The sequence below is a fragment of the Shinella pollutisoli genome, from assembly GCF_024609765.1.
Taxonomy (GTDB): domain Bacteria; phylum Pseudomonadota; class Alphaproteobacteria; order Rhizobiales; family Rhizobiaceae; genus Shinella; species Shinella pollutisoli.
The window spans coordinates 49,643-62,933 of sequence record NZ_JANFDG010000026.1; the positions used below are offsets into that span (position 1 = coordinate 49,643).

At 65.2% G+C, this 13,291-nt stretch carries 25 protein-coding genes; 1 reads left to right on the forward strand and 24 read right to left on the reverse strand.

The features are described 5' to 3' along the window. Positions 1 to 71: 71 nt before the first annotated feature. The 3 genes from NNZ72_RS19440 to NNZ72_RS19450 form a co-directional block, all read right to left on the reverse strand. A complete protein-coding gene (locus NNZ72_RS19440) occupies positions 72 to 380 on the reverse strand; it encodes a hypothetical protein (RefSeq protein ID WP_257317201.1) in 309 nt (102 codons plus the stop codon). Positions 381 to 394: 14 nt separating this feature from the next. Beyond that, entirely contained in the window at positions 395 to 1,093 is a 699-nt protein-coding gene (locus tag NNZ72_RS19445) for an NlpC/P60 family protein (RefSeq protein WP_257317202.1), read from the reverse strand. Between the two features lie 101 nt (positions 1,094 to 1,194). Next, a complete protein-coding gene (locus NNZ72_RS19450) occupies positions 1,195 to 1,584 on the reverse strand; it encodes a helix-turn-helix domain-containing protein (protein WP_257317203.1) in 390 nt (129 codons plus the stop codon). A gap of 234 nt (positions 1,585 to 1,818) precedes the next feature. Here NNZ72_RS19450 and NNZ72_RS19455 point away from each other — a divergent pair, with 234 nt between their 5' ends. Next, complete coding sequence (locus NNZ72_RS19455; RefSeq protein WP_257317204.1) at positions 1,819 to 2,199, forward strand: hypothetical protein; 381 nt, start codon at positions 1,819 to 1,821, stop codon at positions 2,197 to 2,199. A gap of 32 nt (positions 2,200 to 2,231) precedes the next feature. Here the strand turns inward: NNZ72_RS19455 and NNZ72_RS19460 are convergent, their stop codons facing one another. The 21 genes from NNZ72_RS19460 to NNZ72_RS19560 all read right to left on the reverse strand — a co-directional run bounded on the left by NNZ72_RS19460 (position 2,232) and on the right by NNZ72_RS19560 (position 13,291). Then, complete coding sequence (locus NNZ72_RS19460; RefSeq protein WP_257317205.1) at positions 2,232 to 2,474, reverse strand: hypothetical protein; 243 nt, start codon at positions 2,472 to 2,474, stop codon at positions 2,232 to 2,234. After that, a complete protein-coding gene (locus NNZ72_RS19465; protein WP_257317206.1) occupies positions 2,471 to 3,205 on the reverse strand; it encodes an SAM-dependent DNA methyltransferase in 735 nt (244 codons plus the stop codon). The genes NNZ72_RS19460 and NNZ72_RS19465 overlap by 4 nt, the downstream gene beginning before the upstream one ends. After that, on the reverse strand, positions 3,202 to 3,393 hold the full coding sequence (locus tag NNZ72_RS19470; RefSeq protein ID WP_257317207.1) for a hypothetical protein: 192 nt from the start codon (positions 3,391 to 3,393) through the stop codon (positions 3,202 to 3,204). Before NNZ72_RS19470 ends, NNZ72_RS19465 begins: the two co-directional genes overlap by 4 nt. A gap of 3 nt (positions 3,394 to 3,396) precedes the next feature. After that, positions 3,397 to 3,612 (reverse strand): hypothetical protein, encoded by a 216-nt coding sequence (locus tag NNZ72_RS19475; protein WP_257317209.1) that lies wholly within the window; start codon positions 3,610 to 3,612, stop codon positions 3,397 to 3,399. Then, the gene (locus NNZ72_RS19480; protein WP_257317210.1) at positions 3,609 to 4,265 is read right to left on the reverse strand and encodes a regulatory protein GemA; all 657 of its coding nucleotides are present in this window, start codon (positions 4,263 to 4,265) and stop codon (positions 3,609 to 3,611) included. The genes NNZ72_RS19475 and NNZ72_RS19480 overlap by 4 nt, the downstream gene beginning before the upstream one ends. Continuing rightward, positions 4,262 to 4,741: a hypothetical protein gene (locus NNZ72_RS19485; protein ID WP_257317211.1), complete on the reverse strand. Its 480-nt coding sequence runs from the start codon at positions 4,739 to 4,741 to the stop codon at positions 4,262 to 4,264. The genes NNZ72_RS19480 and NNZ72_RS19485 overlap by 4 nt, the downstream gene beginning before the upstream one ends. Next, on the reverse strand, positions 4,738 to 5,076 hold the full coding sequence (locus NNZ72_RS19490; RefSeq protein ID WP_257317212.1) for a helix-turn-helix domain-containing protein: 339 nt from the start codon (positions 5,074 to 5,076) through the stop codon (positions 4,738 to 4,740). Before NNZ72_RS19490 ends, NNZ72_RS19485 begins: the two co-directional genes overlap by 4 nt. Then, positions 5,069 to 5,440, reverse strand: a complete 372-nt coding sequence (locus NNZ72_RS19495) for a helix-turn-helix domain-containing protein (protein ID WP_257317213.1) — start codon at positions 5,438 to 5,440, stop codon at positions 5,069 to 5,071. The genes NNZ72_RS19490 and NNZ72_RS19495 overlap by 8 nt, the downstream gene beginning before the upstream one ends. Further along, on the reverse strand, positions 5,433 to 6,245 hold the full coding sequence (locus tag NNZ72_RS19500) for a DUF6551 family protein (protein ID WP_257317214.1): 813 nt from the start codon (positions 6,243 to 6,245) through the stop codon (positions 5,433 to 5,435). The genes NNZ72_RS19495 and NNZ72_RS19500 overlap by 8 nt, the downstream gene beginning before the upstream one ends. Continuing rightward, a complete protein-coding gene (locus NNZ72_RS19505; RefSeq protein WP_257317215.1) occupies positions 6,242 to 6,553 on the reverse strand; it encodes a hypothetical protein in 312 nt (103 codons plus the stop codon). Before NNZ72_RS19505 ends, NNZ72_RS19500 begins: the two co-directional genes overlap by 4 nt. Next, complete coding sequence (locus NNZ72_RS19510; RefSeq protein ID WP_257317216.1) at positions 6,550 to 6,804, reverse strand: hypothetical protein; 255 nt, start codon at positions 6,802 to 6,804, stop codon at positions 6,550 to 6,552. The genes NNZ72_RS19505 and NNZ72_RS19510 overlap by 4 nt, the downstream gene beginning before the upstream one ends. Then, positions 6,801 to 7,058: a hypothetical protein gene (locus tag NNZ72_RS19515; RefSeq protein ID WP_257317217.1), complete on the reverse strand. Its 258-nt coding sequence runs from the start codon at positions 7,056 to 7,058 to the stop codon at positions 6,801 to 6,803. The genes NNZ72_RS19510 and NNZ72_RS19515 overlap by 4 nt, the downstream gene beginning before the upstream one ends. Further along, the gene (locus tag NNZ72_RS19520; protein ID WP_257317218.1) at positions 7,055 to 7,411 is read right to left on the reverse strand and encodes a hypothetical protein; all 357 of its coding nucleotides are present in this window, start codon (positions 7,409 to 7,411) and stop codon (positions 7,055 to 7,057) included. Before NNZ72_RS19520 ends, NNZ72_RS19515 begins: the two co-directional genes overlap by 4 nt. Before the next feature lie 11 nt (positions 7,412 to 7,422). Further along, positions 7,423 to 8,076: a DUF3164 family protein gene (locus NNZ72_RS19525; RefSeq protein ID WP_257317219.1), complete on the reverse strand. Its 654-nt coding sequence runs from the start codon at positions 8,074 to 8,076 to the stop codon at positions 7,423 to 7,425. Between the two features lie 12 nt (positions 8,077 to 8,088). Beyond that, entirely contained in the window at positions 8,089 to 8,388 is a 300-nt protein-coding gene (locus NNZ72_RS19530; RefSeq protein WP_257317220.1) for a hypothetical protein, read from the reverse strand. Further along, complete coding sequence (locus NNZ72_RS19535) at positions 8,385 to 8,672, reverse strand: hypothetical protein (protein ID WP_257317221.1); 288 nt, start codon at positions 8,670 to 8,672, stop codon at positions 8,385 to 8,387. The genes NNZ72_RS19530 and NNZ72_RS19535 overlap by 4 nt, the downstream gene beginning before the upstream one ends. After that, on the reverse strand, positions 8,669 to 9,679 hold the full coding sequence (locus NNZ72_RS19540) for an AAA family ATPase (protein ID WP_257317222.1): 1,011 nt from the start codon (positions 9,677 to 9,679) through the stop codon (positions 8,669 to 8,671). Before NNZ72_RS19540 ends, NNZ72_RS19535 begins: the two co-directional genes overlap by 4 nt. A gap of 78 nt (positions 9,680 to 9,757) precedes the next feature. Then, on the reverse strand, positions 9,758 to 11,758 hold the full coding sequence (locus NNZ72_RS19545; protein ID WP_257317223.1) for a transposase domain-containing protein: 2,001 nt from the start codon (positions 11,756 to 11,758) through the stop codon (positions 9,758 to 9,760). Beyond that, complete coding sequence (locus NNZ72_RS19550; protein WP_257317224.1) at positions 11,755 to 11,982, reverse strand: hypothetical protein; 228 nt, start codon at positions 11,980 to 11,982, stop codon at positions 11,755 to 11,757. The genes NNZ72_RS19545 and NNZ72_RS19550 overlap by 4 nt, the downstream gene beginning before the upstream one ends. Next, on the reverse strand, positions 11,982 to 12,443 hold the full coding sequence (locus NNZ72_RS19555) for a hypothetical protein (RefSeq protein WP_257317225.1): 462 nt from the start codon (positions 12,441 to 12,443) through the stop codon (positions 11,982 to 11,984). The genes NNZ72_RS19550 and NNZ72_RS19555 overlap by 1 nt, the downstream gene beginning before the upstream one ends. Next, the gene (locus NNZ72_RS19560; protein ID WP_257317226.1) at positions 12,440 to 13,291 is read right to left on the reverse strand and encodes a ParB N-terminal domain-containing protein; all 852 of its coding nucleotides are present in this window, start codon (positions 13,289 to 13,291) and stop codon (positions 12,440 to 12,442) included. The genes NNZ72_RS19555 and NNZ72_RS19560 overlap by 4 nt, the downstream gene beginning before the upstream one ends.

Genomic DNA, 13,291 nt, shown 5'->3' on the forward strand with positions numbered 1-13,291 from the left:
CGGCGCGAATGTCAGGACGAGCGTGGCGGCGAATATCATCGCCGCCACGACGAGAAGGGCTGCGATCCGCATCACAGCACCTTGAGGGCCGCCATGTGAGGCCGCAGCAGCTCTTCGATTCGCTGTCGGGTGCTGATCCCGAACGCGTCGAGCGCATCCGGAGCCGCCTTGCGGACATAGATCACCGCCTCGTCGATCGAGCCGCCGGCAAGCATCAGCTTGGCCGCATTGCCGAGCGCGCTCTGAAGCGTCGCCATATGCTTGCCTTCAATTTGGACGCCGGCATAGCGCCGAAACGTGACCAGGACGAAGCCGATCAGCACCGGCAAGAGCAGGTCGATGAGAAGTGGAAGGACGTGGATCAGGAAGAGGTCGCGCATGTGCGCTTTCCTTTCTACCGGGTTGCGGCTGCGCCGGAGATCTTGACGGCGGAGCCCTTGAGGGCCGGATAGGCCTTGACGGGATAGGACCGTGGCCAGCGCCACCCGATGAAATCCGAGCGTGCGAAGGTTGCGACGGTGATGGCGTTGGACTGGTTGCCACCGAGCAGATGGACGGTCGAGCCGGTGAAGCCGGCGACGATGCCGACGTGGCCCGAGGACGGATCCCACCGGATCACGCCGATCGAGCCGACGATCGGGTCCTTCACGTCGACGCCGAAGGTATTCCAGGCCTGCGCCCAGAAGGGATTGGACGGTACGGGCTCGCTCGGCAGGGTCTTGGCGATGCAGGTCTCGATCGCGTCGCCGCACCAGGGTAGCTTCGCCGGGTTGCCCAGGAACCGGCCGAAGCGCAGCCATTCGGCGAGCGTCTTGTTGTCCCGCACCTCGTGCAGCCCCATGCGGCGGTGCATCTCCGCCATCCAGGGCGGCATCGTCTCGGCGGGCGCCGGCGCGGCCGGCACGCCCTTGGCGACGGCGGCTTTGAGAGCGGCGATGGTGGCTGCGTCGGAAACGCAGGTGGCCGGCAGGCCGTAGGCGATCTGGAACTGCTTGAGCGCGGCGACGGACAGGGCGCCCCAGTCACCGTCGATCTCGGCCTTGTAGTAGCCGAGCTCCTTGAGCCGGGTCTGCAGCCAGATAACGAAATCCATGAGAAAACCTCCGGGAGGAAGCGCCCGCAGATGGGCGGCATCGGAGGCAAACTACCCTCGCAGAGGGTGCAGGGTTCATGCCCGCCATGGCGGGCATGTGGCTATTCTTCGTCGCCGAGCAGATCGAGAAGACTGGTTTGTCGCGGGTCCTTCGGCCTTGCAAAGGCCTTGGGTGAGCGCCTTTTCCCACGCCGAACAATCTTGTCGACCGAGCTTTCCGTGCAACCGAGCGCCTTGGCGATGTCGCGGTTGCTCATGCCGGCCTGCCTATACCGGCCGGCCCGGAGCTCGCGGGCGAGCGGAACCCGTATATATCCGCCTGGATATCGCTTGGAAAGCCGGGTGGCGATGTCGGAACCGACGATGGTGGTCAGCTCGGATCTGGCGATGTCGCCGGGCACGAACAGGCGCAGCCCGCCATAGTGCTCGACCAGCGTCACGAAATCGGCTTCGCCGAGAATGTCCAGCAGCTCGTTAGTGAGGTCGGCCATGCCGGCCTCCACCCAGTTGCGTCTCCAGGACGATGAGACGTAGCGTCAGCACGCGCAGCCGCTCTTCGAGCGAGATCCGCTTGTGGGCATGAGGGCGGAGTCTCGCTATCCGCTCGCGTAGGCGCTCGCGATCCTGCAGTGCCCGCTCGTGCTCTGCCTGGAGCTGCCAGTTGAAAAGCGGAAGCGGAGTCGTCATTAGTTGAGTACTCCGTTTGCAAGCCGAGAGAATGATCGATGAGAATCGCCGTTGTCGCCTGCACCCTCGTCCTCTCGATCACGGCAACGGAAGCGGCGGAGGAAACCCGATCGCGGGCGGAGATCATCTCCAGCGGCCTTGGTATCTTGGCCGCTTTGACTGCTAGATGCGGAGACTTTTCTATCGACGAAGACCGTCTCGCGGCGTTCTTGCAGAGTGAGGAGATGCCGGACCCGCGGAGGAACGCCGACCTCGATGAACACTGGTCCAGCGGTTCGCTCAAAATGGAGCGAGAATTCAAACTTCTGGAATACGAAGGACGGGATGACAGGCAGATATCGGCATGGGCCTGCGCCAGTGTTCTCAAGGGGCTCGCGGACCCTGAGAACATCTACCGTGATGTGGTCGTCAGAAACTGACGCATGCTCAGTCACGATATGGGGCAGCGTCGTCATCTGCCACCTCCTGGGCGCGTCGGCCACGTGGCCTTGAGCGCGGTGATGACGGTGGTGTCTCCGTCCCTGGTGGCGAGGACGAACTTGACGTGCTCGACCACGACGCCGATCGCGCCGAGCTGCGCACCGGTCGCGCACTGGCCGGCGATGTGACGGCGGATCGCCTCCACATCAAGCCCGTGGGCGCGCTCCAGGTAGCGCAGGACGGCATGGTCGGTGACCTGGACGGGAGGAGTCATCCGAACAGCCCCCCGAAATGATCGGGCCTTTCGCCCTGCTTGCGCAGTTTCGCGCGGCGGGCGGCCTCGCCCGGCGTGGCAAGCGCGAGATCCTCGATGCGGGAATATTTCCGCGCCATCCCGGGCGGCAGGTGGAAGACGGGCTGCGGCGCCATGCCCTTGATCCACACGAACCAGGCGTAGTCCGTCGCGCTGGAAGCCTCCGGGTCCCAAGCGCCCTCGATGAGCGAGACACGCTCGGCGAACGCGCAGAGATAGGTGACCGGCTGCGGCCGGTAGATGCTGGTGTAGCGGTCCTGCCCGGCAAGGAAACCGAGCCGGCAGAAGAAGGCCACGCCCTCGGCCGCGATCGTTATGGCCCGCTCGAAGAAGGTGGAGGCCACGTTGAAGGGCGGGTTGGTAATGATCCAGTCCGGCCGCTCTATGCCATCGGCTGCCAGCGTCGCCGGCGTCTCGAAGAGAAAATCGCGGATCGGCGGATTGATCCCCCAATCCGCGACGTCCGAATAGTCGACAGCGCCGAACACCTCGCCGAGCGGTCCGAGCAGGTGCCCGCCGCCGGCGGCCGGGTCGCGCACGCGCTTTCGGCCAAGGTCGAGGCCGAGGGGCAACAGAAGCTCGTGCAGAGGCGCGCGCGCCGCCCAGGGCGGCGTCGGGAAATAGTCCAGCGCATCCTTTGGCGATGTGCGGGACTGCATCACGGCACTGGACTGGCGGGCGCTGGAGGTCACGGCGTCGGGACCTCCTGCGCGGCGAGCTCGTGAAACTCCAGCGCCAGCTCCGCAAGCCGGTGCGCGGCGGCCAGCGGGCCCACCCTGTGGGCGAGGATGGCCGCGGCCGACGCAAGTTCCTCCTGGGCAGCCGCAACGGTCCGCTCGGCATCGTCGATGATAGCCTGCAGGGTGGAGATGTCCGACATGCCTCACTCCATCATCTGCATGCCGCAACCGCCGTCGCAGGCCATGTGCAAGTGATTGCGCGCGCCGGCAAGCGTGGCCCGGATGGTGCCACCGCAGCGCGGGCAGACGCAGCGGGCGCGCTTCAGGCCCTTCTTGTTCATCACGCTCTTGAGCTTCATGCCGGTGGCGAGGACCTCGGCGATCCCCTTCGTGTCGATTTTTTGCACTGGCCTGGTCATGTCCGCTTTCCCTTCTTCGCCGCGCGGACCTCTTCGCCGAGCGCGTTCATGACTGCCTGCCAGTCCTTGGGCTTCAGATCGCCGAGCCACGCACGGCGAACGCCGAGGATCGAATAGACGACCTCGTCGAAACCGCGGCGCAGGATCAGATCGACGCCCGGATGGAGGATGCGCCATTGCGCCCAGGCGATCTTGGCGCCATCGGCTGCGAGCCACTCCTGGCCGCAGGTCGTGCCGAACCGGACACCCGCCTCCCGCTTCAGCCACGCCTTGAGCCCCTCGACGGCGGCGCGGCCATCGGCCGGGTCGTGGAGGAAGCGCGTATCGTCGACGCCGGTCTGATCCTTGACGAAGCCAAGCATGGCCCTGTCGTCGCGGTCGTGGATGACGCCGAGGTTCCAACCGGCGATCCAGAGCGCCTGCAATTTTTTCGCGTATTTGCCGGTGAGCTGGCGTCGGCCGGCCGGCCGAGCGTCGGCCGAGGCAAAGCCGAGCCGGCGCAGCTCCGCCAGCACGGCGTCCTGCTGGGCCGGCTTCATCAGCGACAGCCGCGGCTCGCCCGTCACGCGGACATAGAGCGACCGCTTGTCATCGTCCTCGGTGATGCCGAGTTGGCGGAAGCCGGTATGGATGGCACGAATTGCGGTGCTCACAGTCCCGCCTCCTCAAGCAAGGTTGCCGCCTGCTCCGAGATCTCGGGCCGGAAAAAGCCGAGCCGGATTTCCAGCGGAGACGAAAAGCCACCGACCTCGTCCCGGCCGGTCAGCAGCGGCGTGTCGATGCAGGCTGCGAGGCAAGTTGCCAGCCGGCGCTCCAGCGGCTCGACGGTCGGAACGTCGACGCCCATCTCGCGGTCGATCGCGCGATCCAGGTCCTCGCCGCCGAGAATCCGGTTTTCCGGTATCTGGCCGGCGAATATCCCCCCGCAGGCAATGTCGATCGCCCGCGTCTGGCGGTCGCGCAGGTGGCGATAGCGGGCGGCATCCTTCACGAGCTGCTCGTGCAGGTAATCGGCACATCGAGAGCAAAGGTCGTTATCGTGCCAGCAGAGGGGCTGACCGTCGATCTCCATCCCGGGTTCGATATGGTCGATGCCGCACTCGCGGCATTTGCGAGCCGTGGCCGTCATGCGCGGTTTTCCCTGTCTTTGAGCCTGTAGCCCTGGCCCCAGACGGTCTCGATAGCGACACCGTGGAGCTGAAGCTTGCGGCGGATTTTGCAGACGAGGACATCGACGATCTTCTCTTCGGGTTCCTCCATCCGGTCGCTGTAGAGCACGGACATCAGGTAGCTCTTTGTGGCGAGTTCCCTCTTCATCAGGGCGCCGACCAGCCGGCTTTCGGTCGGCGTCAGCCCCCACTCGACCGGGGGATGCCACTCGGCCACGAGCAATTCCTCCAACTGGCGGACGCGTTCGGCGAGGCTCTCGTTCTTGGCGATCAGGGCTGCGACCATTTCATCCATGGCTGGCCGCCTTTCGGCGATAGCTTTGCCGATCGGCAAGCCGATAGCCCACGAAACGCTCACCGGTGATCACGACACCGAACGGTCCCACCTTGGCCCGAAGTTTGCTTACGTGGCTCTCGACGACGGAGCTCGCAGGAGACTCCCCGAAGAGGAGCCGGTCGCCATAGAGCGCTTGGTAGAGCATGTCCTTGGTGACGATGTCGCGCACTGTCAAAGCGGCGAAGACGCGCCGTTCGGCGTTGGTGAGGCTCCACTCGACCGGAATGTTGACATCGTCGGGAACGAGGAGAGCTTCCAGCTCCCTCACACGCTGACGCAGAACCTCAATCTCGTCCTGCTGTGCCTGAATGAGGTCATCCACGGGCCTTCCTCCTGTTCATGAAGAGGACGGAGGCGTAAGCGCGCCAGAAGGGAACCTTGCGCTCGATCGCGAAGCGCTTGGCCTCCCTTTCCAGCTCCTCCCCTTTCACCCTGATGATCAGCGAAATGCGGTCGTCGTCGATCTCGCCCGCATACTCTTTCGCGAAAACAAGGCATTCGACGCCTCGGATCATGTGGGCGGAAACGGGTGCGGCACCCGATCTCACGCAAATGTCCAGAACACGGCGGGCGCCTACCGCGTAGCGCCGGCTCACCAGGCTGGCGATGGTGGAGATCGCCATCGTGTCGCCCGGGCGAAAGCGGGAGTACGGCGGTGGGTTCTTGAGGATGGTGACACCCGCTCGCTCGCAGACTTGGGCGATCGTCATCGCGTCCTCGTCACCGGCGGCGACGAGGGCGGAATGGAGCTGCGTCGGCGTCACGGAGATGCGGTCGCGGTTATGCCGAACGAACGCCCCGGCCCGCTTCTCCTCTTCCGGGGCTGCGACGACCAGCACAGGTATCAGCGGGATACCGCCGTGCGTGACCGCGGCGATCGCCGTGTGCTGGCCGTCGAGCACGTCGAGCCGCTCGTCGACGCGCGCAACGACCGGCGGCTTGAAGGCCGTCCAATCCCATTCCGAGACGATTTTGCGGATGAGACGGATCGACCGTTCGGAGAGGTCGCGTTGGTAGCGCGGATCGATGAAGAGCGACGCGGGCGGCACGATCTCGATTTCCGGCGGTGTTCCGGGCGCAGTCGCCGGTACGAGGTCGCCGAGCTGGAGAGGAGCGATCTGTCTCATGGCTGCCTCCCGCCCGTGGATAGGGCGGTGAGGCGTTTCGCCAGTTCGGCCATGAAGCGACTGAAGTCCGGATCAAGCTGCTCGCGGGATTGTGCGCGGCACTCAGCTGCAAAATCCATCAGTGTCCATGCCTCGAAACGCCCTCCATCGATGCGGCTGGCATCGGCTGTCTCGACGGCGGCAATTCTCCACCGCAGCAATTCGCTCGCAACGTCGCCAATGTCGTCTTCCGACAAAGGGGGAACATTCGCCCAGTTGCGGGTGGCGCATTCAAGGAAATGCACCGCTTCTTCGCGAGAAACGCTCATGCCTGATCCTTTCCGGAAGTGTCGAGGGCGTAGCCACCGCAGGTGTTAACAGCCAGGGCAATCCAGAGAGCGATCTTGCAGGCTTCGTCGTCGGAGCGCTGGCGGTGAAGGTCGACGGTCAGAACGTCGCGGCCGTCGGCATCGACGAGCGTCGCATGGCATTCGTCGGAAACCGTCAATGGGAGACGGACGCCCACCTTGAGGAGGTCTGCCGCGTATCGAGCGCGGGGTGCATTGGTTTCGCGGTTCATGGCGCACCTGCCATTTCCCGCACGGCCTTGAGAGCCTGCTGGTTGAGCGCGCGGGCGGCGACGTAGGAGCCGGACGGGCAGACGCTGATCGGCATGACCTCGGCATTGGCGTCGAGGCCGAAGACAGCGTTGCATGCAAAGGCGACGGCCGCGGCCCGGCCGCCGGAGGAGGAGACGCGGCCGGCGCCGCAGCACGGGCACCGCGTCAGCTTCAGGAGAGCGCTTTCGCGCGCGGAGACGAGGGCGCGGGTCACAGGACAAACCTCGCGTCGATAGCGGCATTTCTGGCTCTCAAGCCGAGCTTGTTCGCCTGATCGGGGAACTTTCCGACGAACCAATCGACGGCTCGGTCAAAATCCTCGGCGGTGGCCTCGATCCACCACTCGCGTTTTGGTGACCGCCCTTCCAAGCTGCAGGCGGAAAGCATTCCCACCCGAGCGGCGCAGGTCATAAAGGCGCCGATTTCGACCTGGCAGGCCAGCACCTTCTGCACGCCGATCGCCTCTAACTGTTCGGCAAGGCTGAACATCAACGGGTTGGACCATGCGCAGATCATCCGCGCCGCCTCGGCGCGGATGGCGGAAGGCAAGGTGAAGATCTTCTCCATCGTCCCGCCCCTCACGCCTTGGCGAGGTCGATCGTCACCGGGCGCCACCCTTCGGTGACGCTATCGCGACGATAGAACCGCATGTACTGCTTGGTGCCGGTGACGCGCATCGAATCGCGGATCGCGTCCATGGCCCGCTGCCAGCGCTCGTCGGCGATGTCCTGGCGTAGCAGCATGAAGATCTCGGCCCGGTTGATCCTGCCCTCCTTGTCGGTATTGAAGGCACGCGTCACGATTGACTGGATTTCCGGCCGGGCCTCGGCCGACCATTCGTTGAGGCACTCGTCGATCAGGCTCTTGGCGATATGCAGCTCCGGCCCGAAATCGATCTGGTCGGCAACCTGCACCTGGACCTTCATGAGGCCGTCGAAGGTCTGATAGGTCCGGTTGCCCTTCACGCCGCCGATCCTCGCGCCGTATTCCTGCGCGAGAAGCGCGTCGAGGTCGCCGAGATCGACATTGCTGTAGCCGAGGAAGCGGCTGATCTGTGCGTTGAGCGCGATGGCATGCCCCATGATCTTGCGCACCACCTCGTCCTGCAGCTTGTCCTGCGGCTTGATGAGGGAAAGCGGCACCAGGGCGCCCTTGGCGTCCGGCATGTATTCCTTGCCGTTGACGATGACGACGCCGGTTTCGGGCTGTTCTTCGAGAATGCAGGTGTCCATGGCGCAGATCCTTCAGCGTTTCGTGAGGTGGGGGAGAGTTGGCCGGAAGGCGGTCACGTTGTCGCTCGTGCCGACGTCCGTGATGTCCGCTGCCGCCTTCCGGTTTCTGAGAGCGTCGTTGCCGACCCTGAGGCGATGTTCGAGGATGCGGTTCTCCTCCTCGATCTCCTGGGCGAGTGCGACGGCCGTGTTGAGCTTTCCGGCGATGACAAGGGCCTCGCCGTATCCGACGGCGCGGCCCGGCTGGAGGGCCGCTACAACGGTCCTCCGCAAATCTGCGAGGTGGTCGGAAAGGAGGGAGGCGAGGTTCATGACTTCCTCCCCTTGTCGAAATCGACCTGGACGATCTTGCTTTCCAGGGCGGCCGTCGCCTCGCTTTCGAGCGCGCGAGCGATTGCGTTCGCTTCTCCGGAACGAAGGATGGCGATCTCGCGCTCCAGGAGGGAGGCGAGCTTTAGGGCGTGCGAAAGCTCGATGACGATGTCCCGCGCCTTGTGGGCCGGCAGCGCCTTGCCTTCTGCGGTGTACGGCAGGATGCTGCCGGTCACGTTCATGATGGTGGCGCTGAGTGTGGTGTCGTAGACGGGGGACATCATGCCAGTTCCCCCATGTCGCGGTTGCGCCAGGCCGCCGTCAGGTGCTTGAGCGAGATATCCTCGCCGGCACCGAGGGCGGACACGGCGGCCGCCCGGACCGTGCGGTCGATGTTTCGCAGCGCGCCCGGCTTGGAAGCGATGCCCGAAAGGAACCTGACGCAATCGGCATCCTCGATCCCCCAGGCGTCGATCAGCATACGGGCGTCTCCCGCAGGATCGCGTTCCGTCGCCAGGCGCAGGTCGAAGCGCGTCAGGACCTGGGCGCGGCTGGCGATCGAGCCGCGATCCTTCAGGAAAGCCGTGCCTGTGTCCTCGTTACCGATCAGGGTGACGCCGCACTTGTAAATGTCTACGAAGTGCCGGAGCTGGTTGATCGCCTCGGGAACGAGATTCTGCGCCTCGTCGACGATGAGCAGCGAACCTTCGCCGATCCGTTGGAGCTTGCGGCCGATGGCCCGCACGAGGCGGGCCGGATTGTGTTCGTGCACGTCGAGTTCCATCGCCAGCTCGACCAGCATGCCGTGGACGGTTTTCGTATGGGGGCTCACCGTCGCGATCCAGCAATGCGGGCGTGTGTCGACGAAGTGCCGCGCGGCGGTCGTCTTGCCCGCGCCGGAGGGCAGCACGACCATCGTGAAACCCGCGGTAAGCTGCGACTGGAGCAGAACGTTGTAGACCTCGGCGCCGGTCGCCGTGCGAATGAACTTCGGCGATACGGGCAGGCTGGCGGCGATGCCCGCGCTCTCCTCCAGTGCATCCAGCCAGTTGTTGACGTCGTCGTTGACGTTGGCGAGCACACCCGGATAGTTCCCGTTGGACCATTGGCTGAAGGTGCCGTCTTTCACGCCGGTACGGCGGCTGACCTCGGCCTTGTTCCAGCCGTGTTCGCGGGCGACGTCGATGACGCGGGAAAGCAGCTTCCGCCACCGCTCGATCTCGGCGGGACCGTGCTTGGATACGAAGTCCTGCGCCGGGGCGGGAAACTTCCATTCCGGAATTGTGTTCATAGGCTTTTTCATTTAGGGTTCCTTCTGTTTCATTGGTGCGGGCCTTTTGGCCCGCTATTTTTTTTGGAACCGAACGCACTACTTCTCGGCCCTGTGCTTGCGGCCCGGCGCGATAGCTGCCGGTCGATCCCCTTGCGGGAATGGGAGGATGGCGGCGTCGCCGCCTGCCAGGCGCGCGAGCCCCCGGCTTAAATTGTCCTGGTATTGATGCGCGTCGATCGTCTCGACCGGAGCGGCCTGCCGGCGCGTGATGAGGCGCGTGACCTTCGGCCGGGCGGTTTTCGGCGCCGGGGCGTCGGCGCGCTCGCCGCGCCTCATCAACTCCTTCAACTGCACGTCGCCGAGCCGGCGCGCAGCGTCCTTCTGCGCCTTCAGGGACTTCGCGGCCGCGCTCTCCGCACGGGCTGTCTCTCGGGCGGACGCCTGGCAGTCGAAGCCGGTCTTGGCGACGCAGGCAGCGTCGCAGATAAACCGATCGTCCTTGTCGTAGACCTTGACCGTCCCGTGCAGATCGGAAGGATCGAAACGCACCGTCAGCTTCCTGCCGATCCACTCGTTCAGCTCGCGCGCGTGGTAGCGGTTGCCGAAGAGATGGACGGCGCCTGCGGGCTTGCGTGCGGTCACGGTCTCGGCGGTGAGCATCCAAAGGGACCGCTGCATGGGGCTGGCGAAGCGCACGAGGTTTGCCGGATCGGCCATGCTCTCCGCGAAGGTGGCGTCGAAGCTGCGGCCCCTGGCGGTCTCGGTCTCGCGGCCGATGCGGGCATTGTGTTCGGCGATCCGGGCGGCGACGTGCTTTTCGAGCTGCTCGATCGGCACGGCCCACTTGCCGTAGTTCTCCGGCTTGTGCGCCGGACTGCGCCCCGTATAGGCGCCGGCCATGTCGGGATGTTTGCAGATTTCCTCGGCGAGGTCGCGCCAGGCGCGCTCGATCGGCTTGGATCGGCCGGAATAGGGCTTCACGAAGCGGCCCTCGATGCCGAGCGTCTTCAGGAGGCCCGAGACCTCGTCCTCCGTGATCTTGAAACGGAAACGGCGTCCTGTCTTTCCCGATATCTTCTTCGAGGCGAAGGCCTTTCCGTTGTCCATGTAGAGACGCTCGGGAATGCCGTGTTCCTCGACCATCCGGCCGACGATGGTGCGGACCGCCTCCCAGGTCTCGGCCTCGGTCAACGTCCATGAGAGGATCTTGCGCGAATAGAGGTCCTGCGTCGCCATGAGATAGACGCGGGTCGGCTTGTCGCGCCCGGGGAACTGCACATGCAGGTCGAGCTTGTGACCGTCCGTATTGACATACTGCATCGCCATCAGATGGGCGACCGAGCGCTGCTGGGCGGGGAGGAGCTTGCGCGCCTCCTCCTTGCCCTTGCGGGCGAGGATCTGTACGGCGCGGGGAACCTTGACGTTCATTCGCCGGCGCAGGGCCCACTCGGCGGGGATCGGCGCCCAGCCCTTCTCCTTTGCAACCTCGACCATGCGGCGGTAGCAGGAGGAGAACGTCGCCCCCTCTGGCCGCAGATAGTCGGAGGCAAGCACATCCCAGGCGTCGGGATGGCATTCCGCCGTCTGTGTCTCCTCGCCGTTCGCGGCTGCGCTCTCTGGGGCCAGCGCGGCAAGCCAGTCCTGCCGCGCCTTTCCCTCGACCTTCTTTCGCCATTCGTAGAGCGACGAGCGGGCGATCTCGAACTTGTCTTCGCAGAAGGCCGTGGCCTGCCTGGCGCTGATACCGGCCGCGCGCATGCCGTCCCAGGCGGTCAGCACGTCGAGACGCCTCTGGCAGACGGCGCGCTGCGCATCCGTCAGGGCTTCGAAGCGCCGCCAAAGCAGGTTTGAATCCGCCTTTTCGGGGATGGCGGGTGCGGCTTCGAGAAAGGCAAGCTTCGAGCGCGCCGCCTCGGGCAGCAGGGAATAGTGGTACTCGTAGCCGCCGCCACCATCCCGGCCTGAGAGCTTCCGGCATTTTGTCGTGTTCAGGCGCCATCCCTCGCGGATGACGATCCTGGCGAGGCTTGGCACCGCTGCCGGCAGGCCGGGCAGCTTCGCGGCGGCAAGCTCCGCGAGGGTGAACCACTCCTTCATACCCGGCCGCCCTTCTTCTCGGCCATCCAGGCACGAATGTCGGCCTCGTGTTCGCGGCAGAACATCAGCGTGGCCCGGATCGCGATGATGCGGTCCATGAGCATGACGCGCTGCTCTTCCTTCATCCGGCCCTCGCGCACCAGGCGTGGATAGAGCTTCTGCCGCTCGGCGATTTCCCGGTCGACCTCGGCGATCTGTCCGATAATGGAGATTTTCCCGGCCATCAGCGTTCTCCGCGCCGGATGCGGACGGGCGTCGCCGTCAGCTTGCGGATCTCGGCGGTGATGGCCCGTTGCTCCTGGCGGAGCCGCTCGACTTCCGCGAGCCGTGCCTCGTCGCCCTGAAGCAGGAGAAGGCCGTCCTCGGAAACGATGACGTCCCAAAGCCACACGGCGCCCGTCGCCCGCACGAAGGCCTTGAACCGCACCAAACTGACGTCGTGGCCTTCCTTGCTTTCGGCCGTATAGGCGTCGAGCGAGGCCTTGGAGATGGAGGGCAGGCCGAGATAGGTCGCCATGCGGGCCGCGATCGTCGGGCGGTCGAAGGGGCATTCGCGGATGGCGCGGGCCATCTCGCGCCGCAGGCGGCTGCGGAAACGCGCGATGTCGATCCGCTCGACGGGCGAGCGGGTCGGATAGACCGGCTCGGCGAAGAAATCGGCCTGGGCGGGGTCGGGCTTTGTCATGCCGCTTTCCCTTCCCGCTTGATCTCGCCCATGAGGTCGGCAAGGCCGGTATCCGGCTCGACGCCGATATGGACGAGGAATTCGTGCCGCGTCTGCTCGCTGGCGCCATCCCAGGCGGCGATGAGCTTGTTCAGGAGCGCCGCCTGCAGGTCGACCGCCGGCTTCTCCGGCTTCAGCCAGGAGAGCGCCAGCTTCAGGTCCGGCTTTTCCTTCAGCGCGGCGGCGATGCGCAGCTGGTCGTCGGCCGGCAGCTTTGCAAGCTTCAGGAGCTTCGACTGGTCCGTCTCCGCTTCCGTGCCGCGCACGGCCGCGCGTAGGATCGGGTGCAGGTTCTGGCCGATGCGGTTGGCGCGCTTATACTTGTCGGGACTGAAGCCGAGGCGCTCTTGAACGCTCTTTGCAAGCTCGCGTCCGTTGGAGAATACCGAAGGGGCATAATGCCCCTTCGGGTCACGATCACTGTTTTTCTCGATCTTTCCGTGCTGATCTTCCCAAAGCTCACGGTATTTCAGCACGAAGATGGCGCGGTCGAGGGCGGAAAGCTCGTTGCGATAGAGGTTCTCAGCAATCTCCATCATCTGCGCCTCGGCGCCGTCCGCCTGCACCACGAGCGCGTCCAACTCCTCCCAACCGATAATGTCGGCGGCGGCGCAGCGGTGCCCGCCTACGATCAGGGTGAAGGGCGTGGCGCCCTTGTTCTTCGCGGGCGTGCGGCGCACCGTGATAGGTGAAATCTGCCCGCGCTCCTCGAAGGATGCGCCGATGGCGGCCGCTACGTCCATGTCCACCGGGCGCAGGCGCTCGCCGCGGAAGAGGTCTTTCAGTTTCAGTCGGATGAGTTCGGCCAT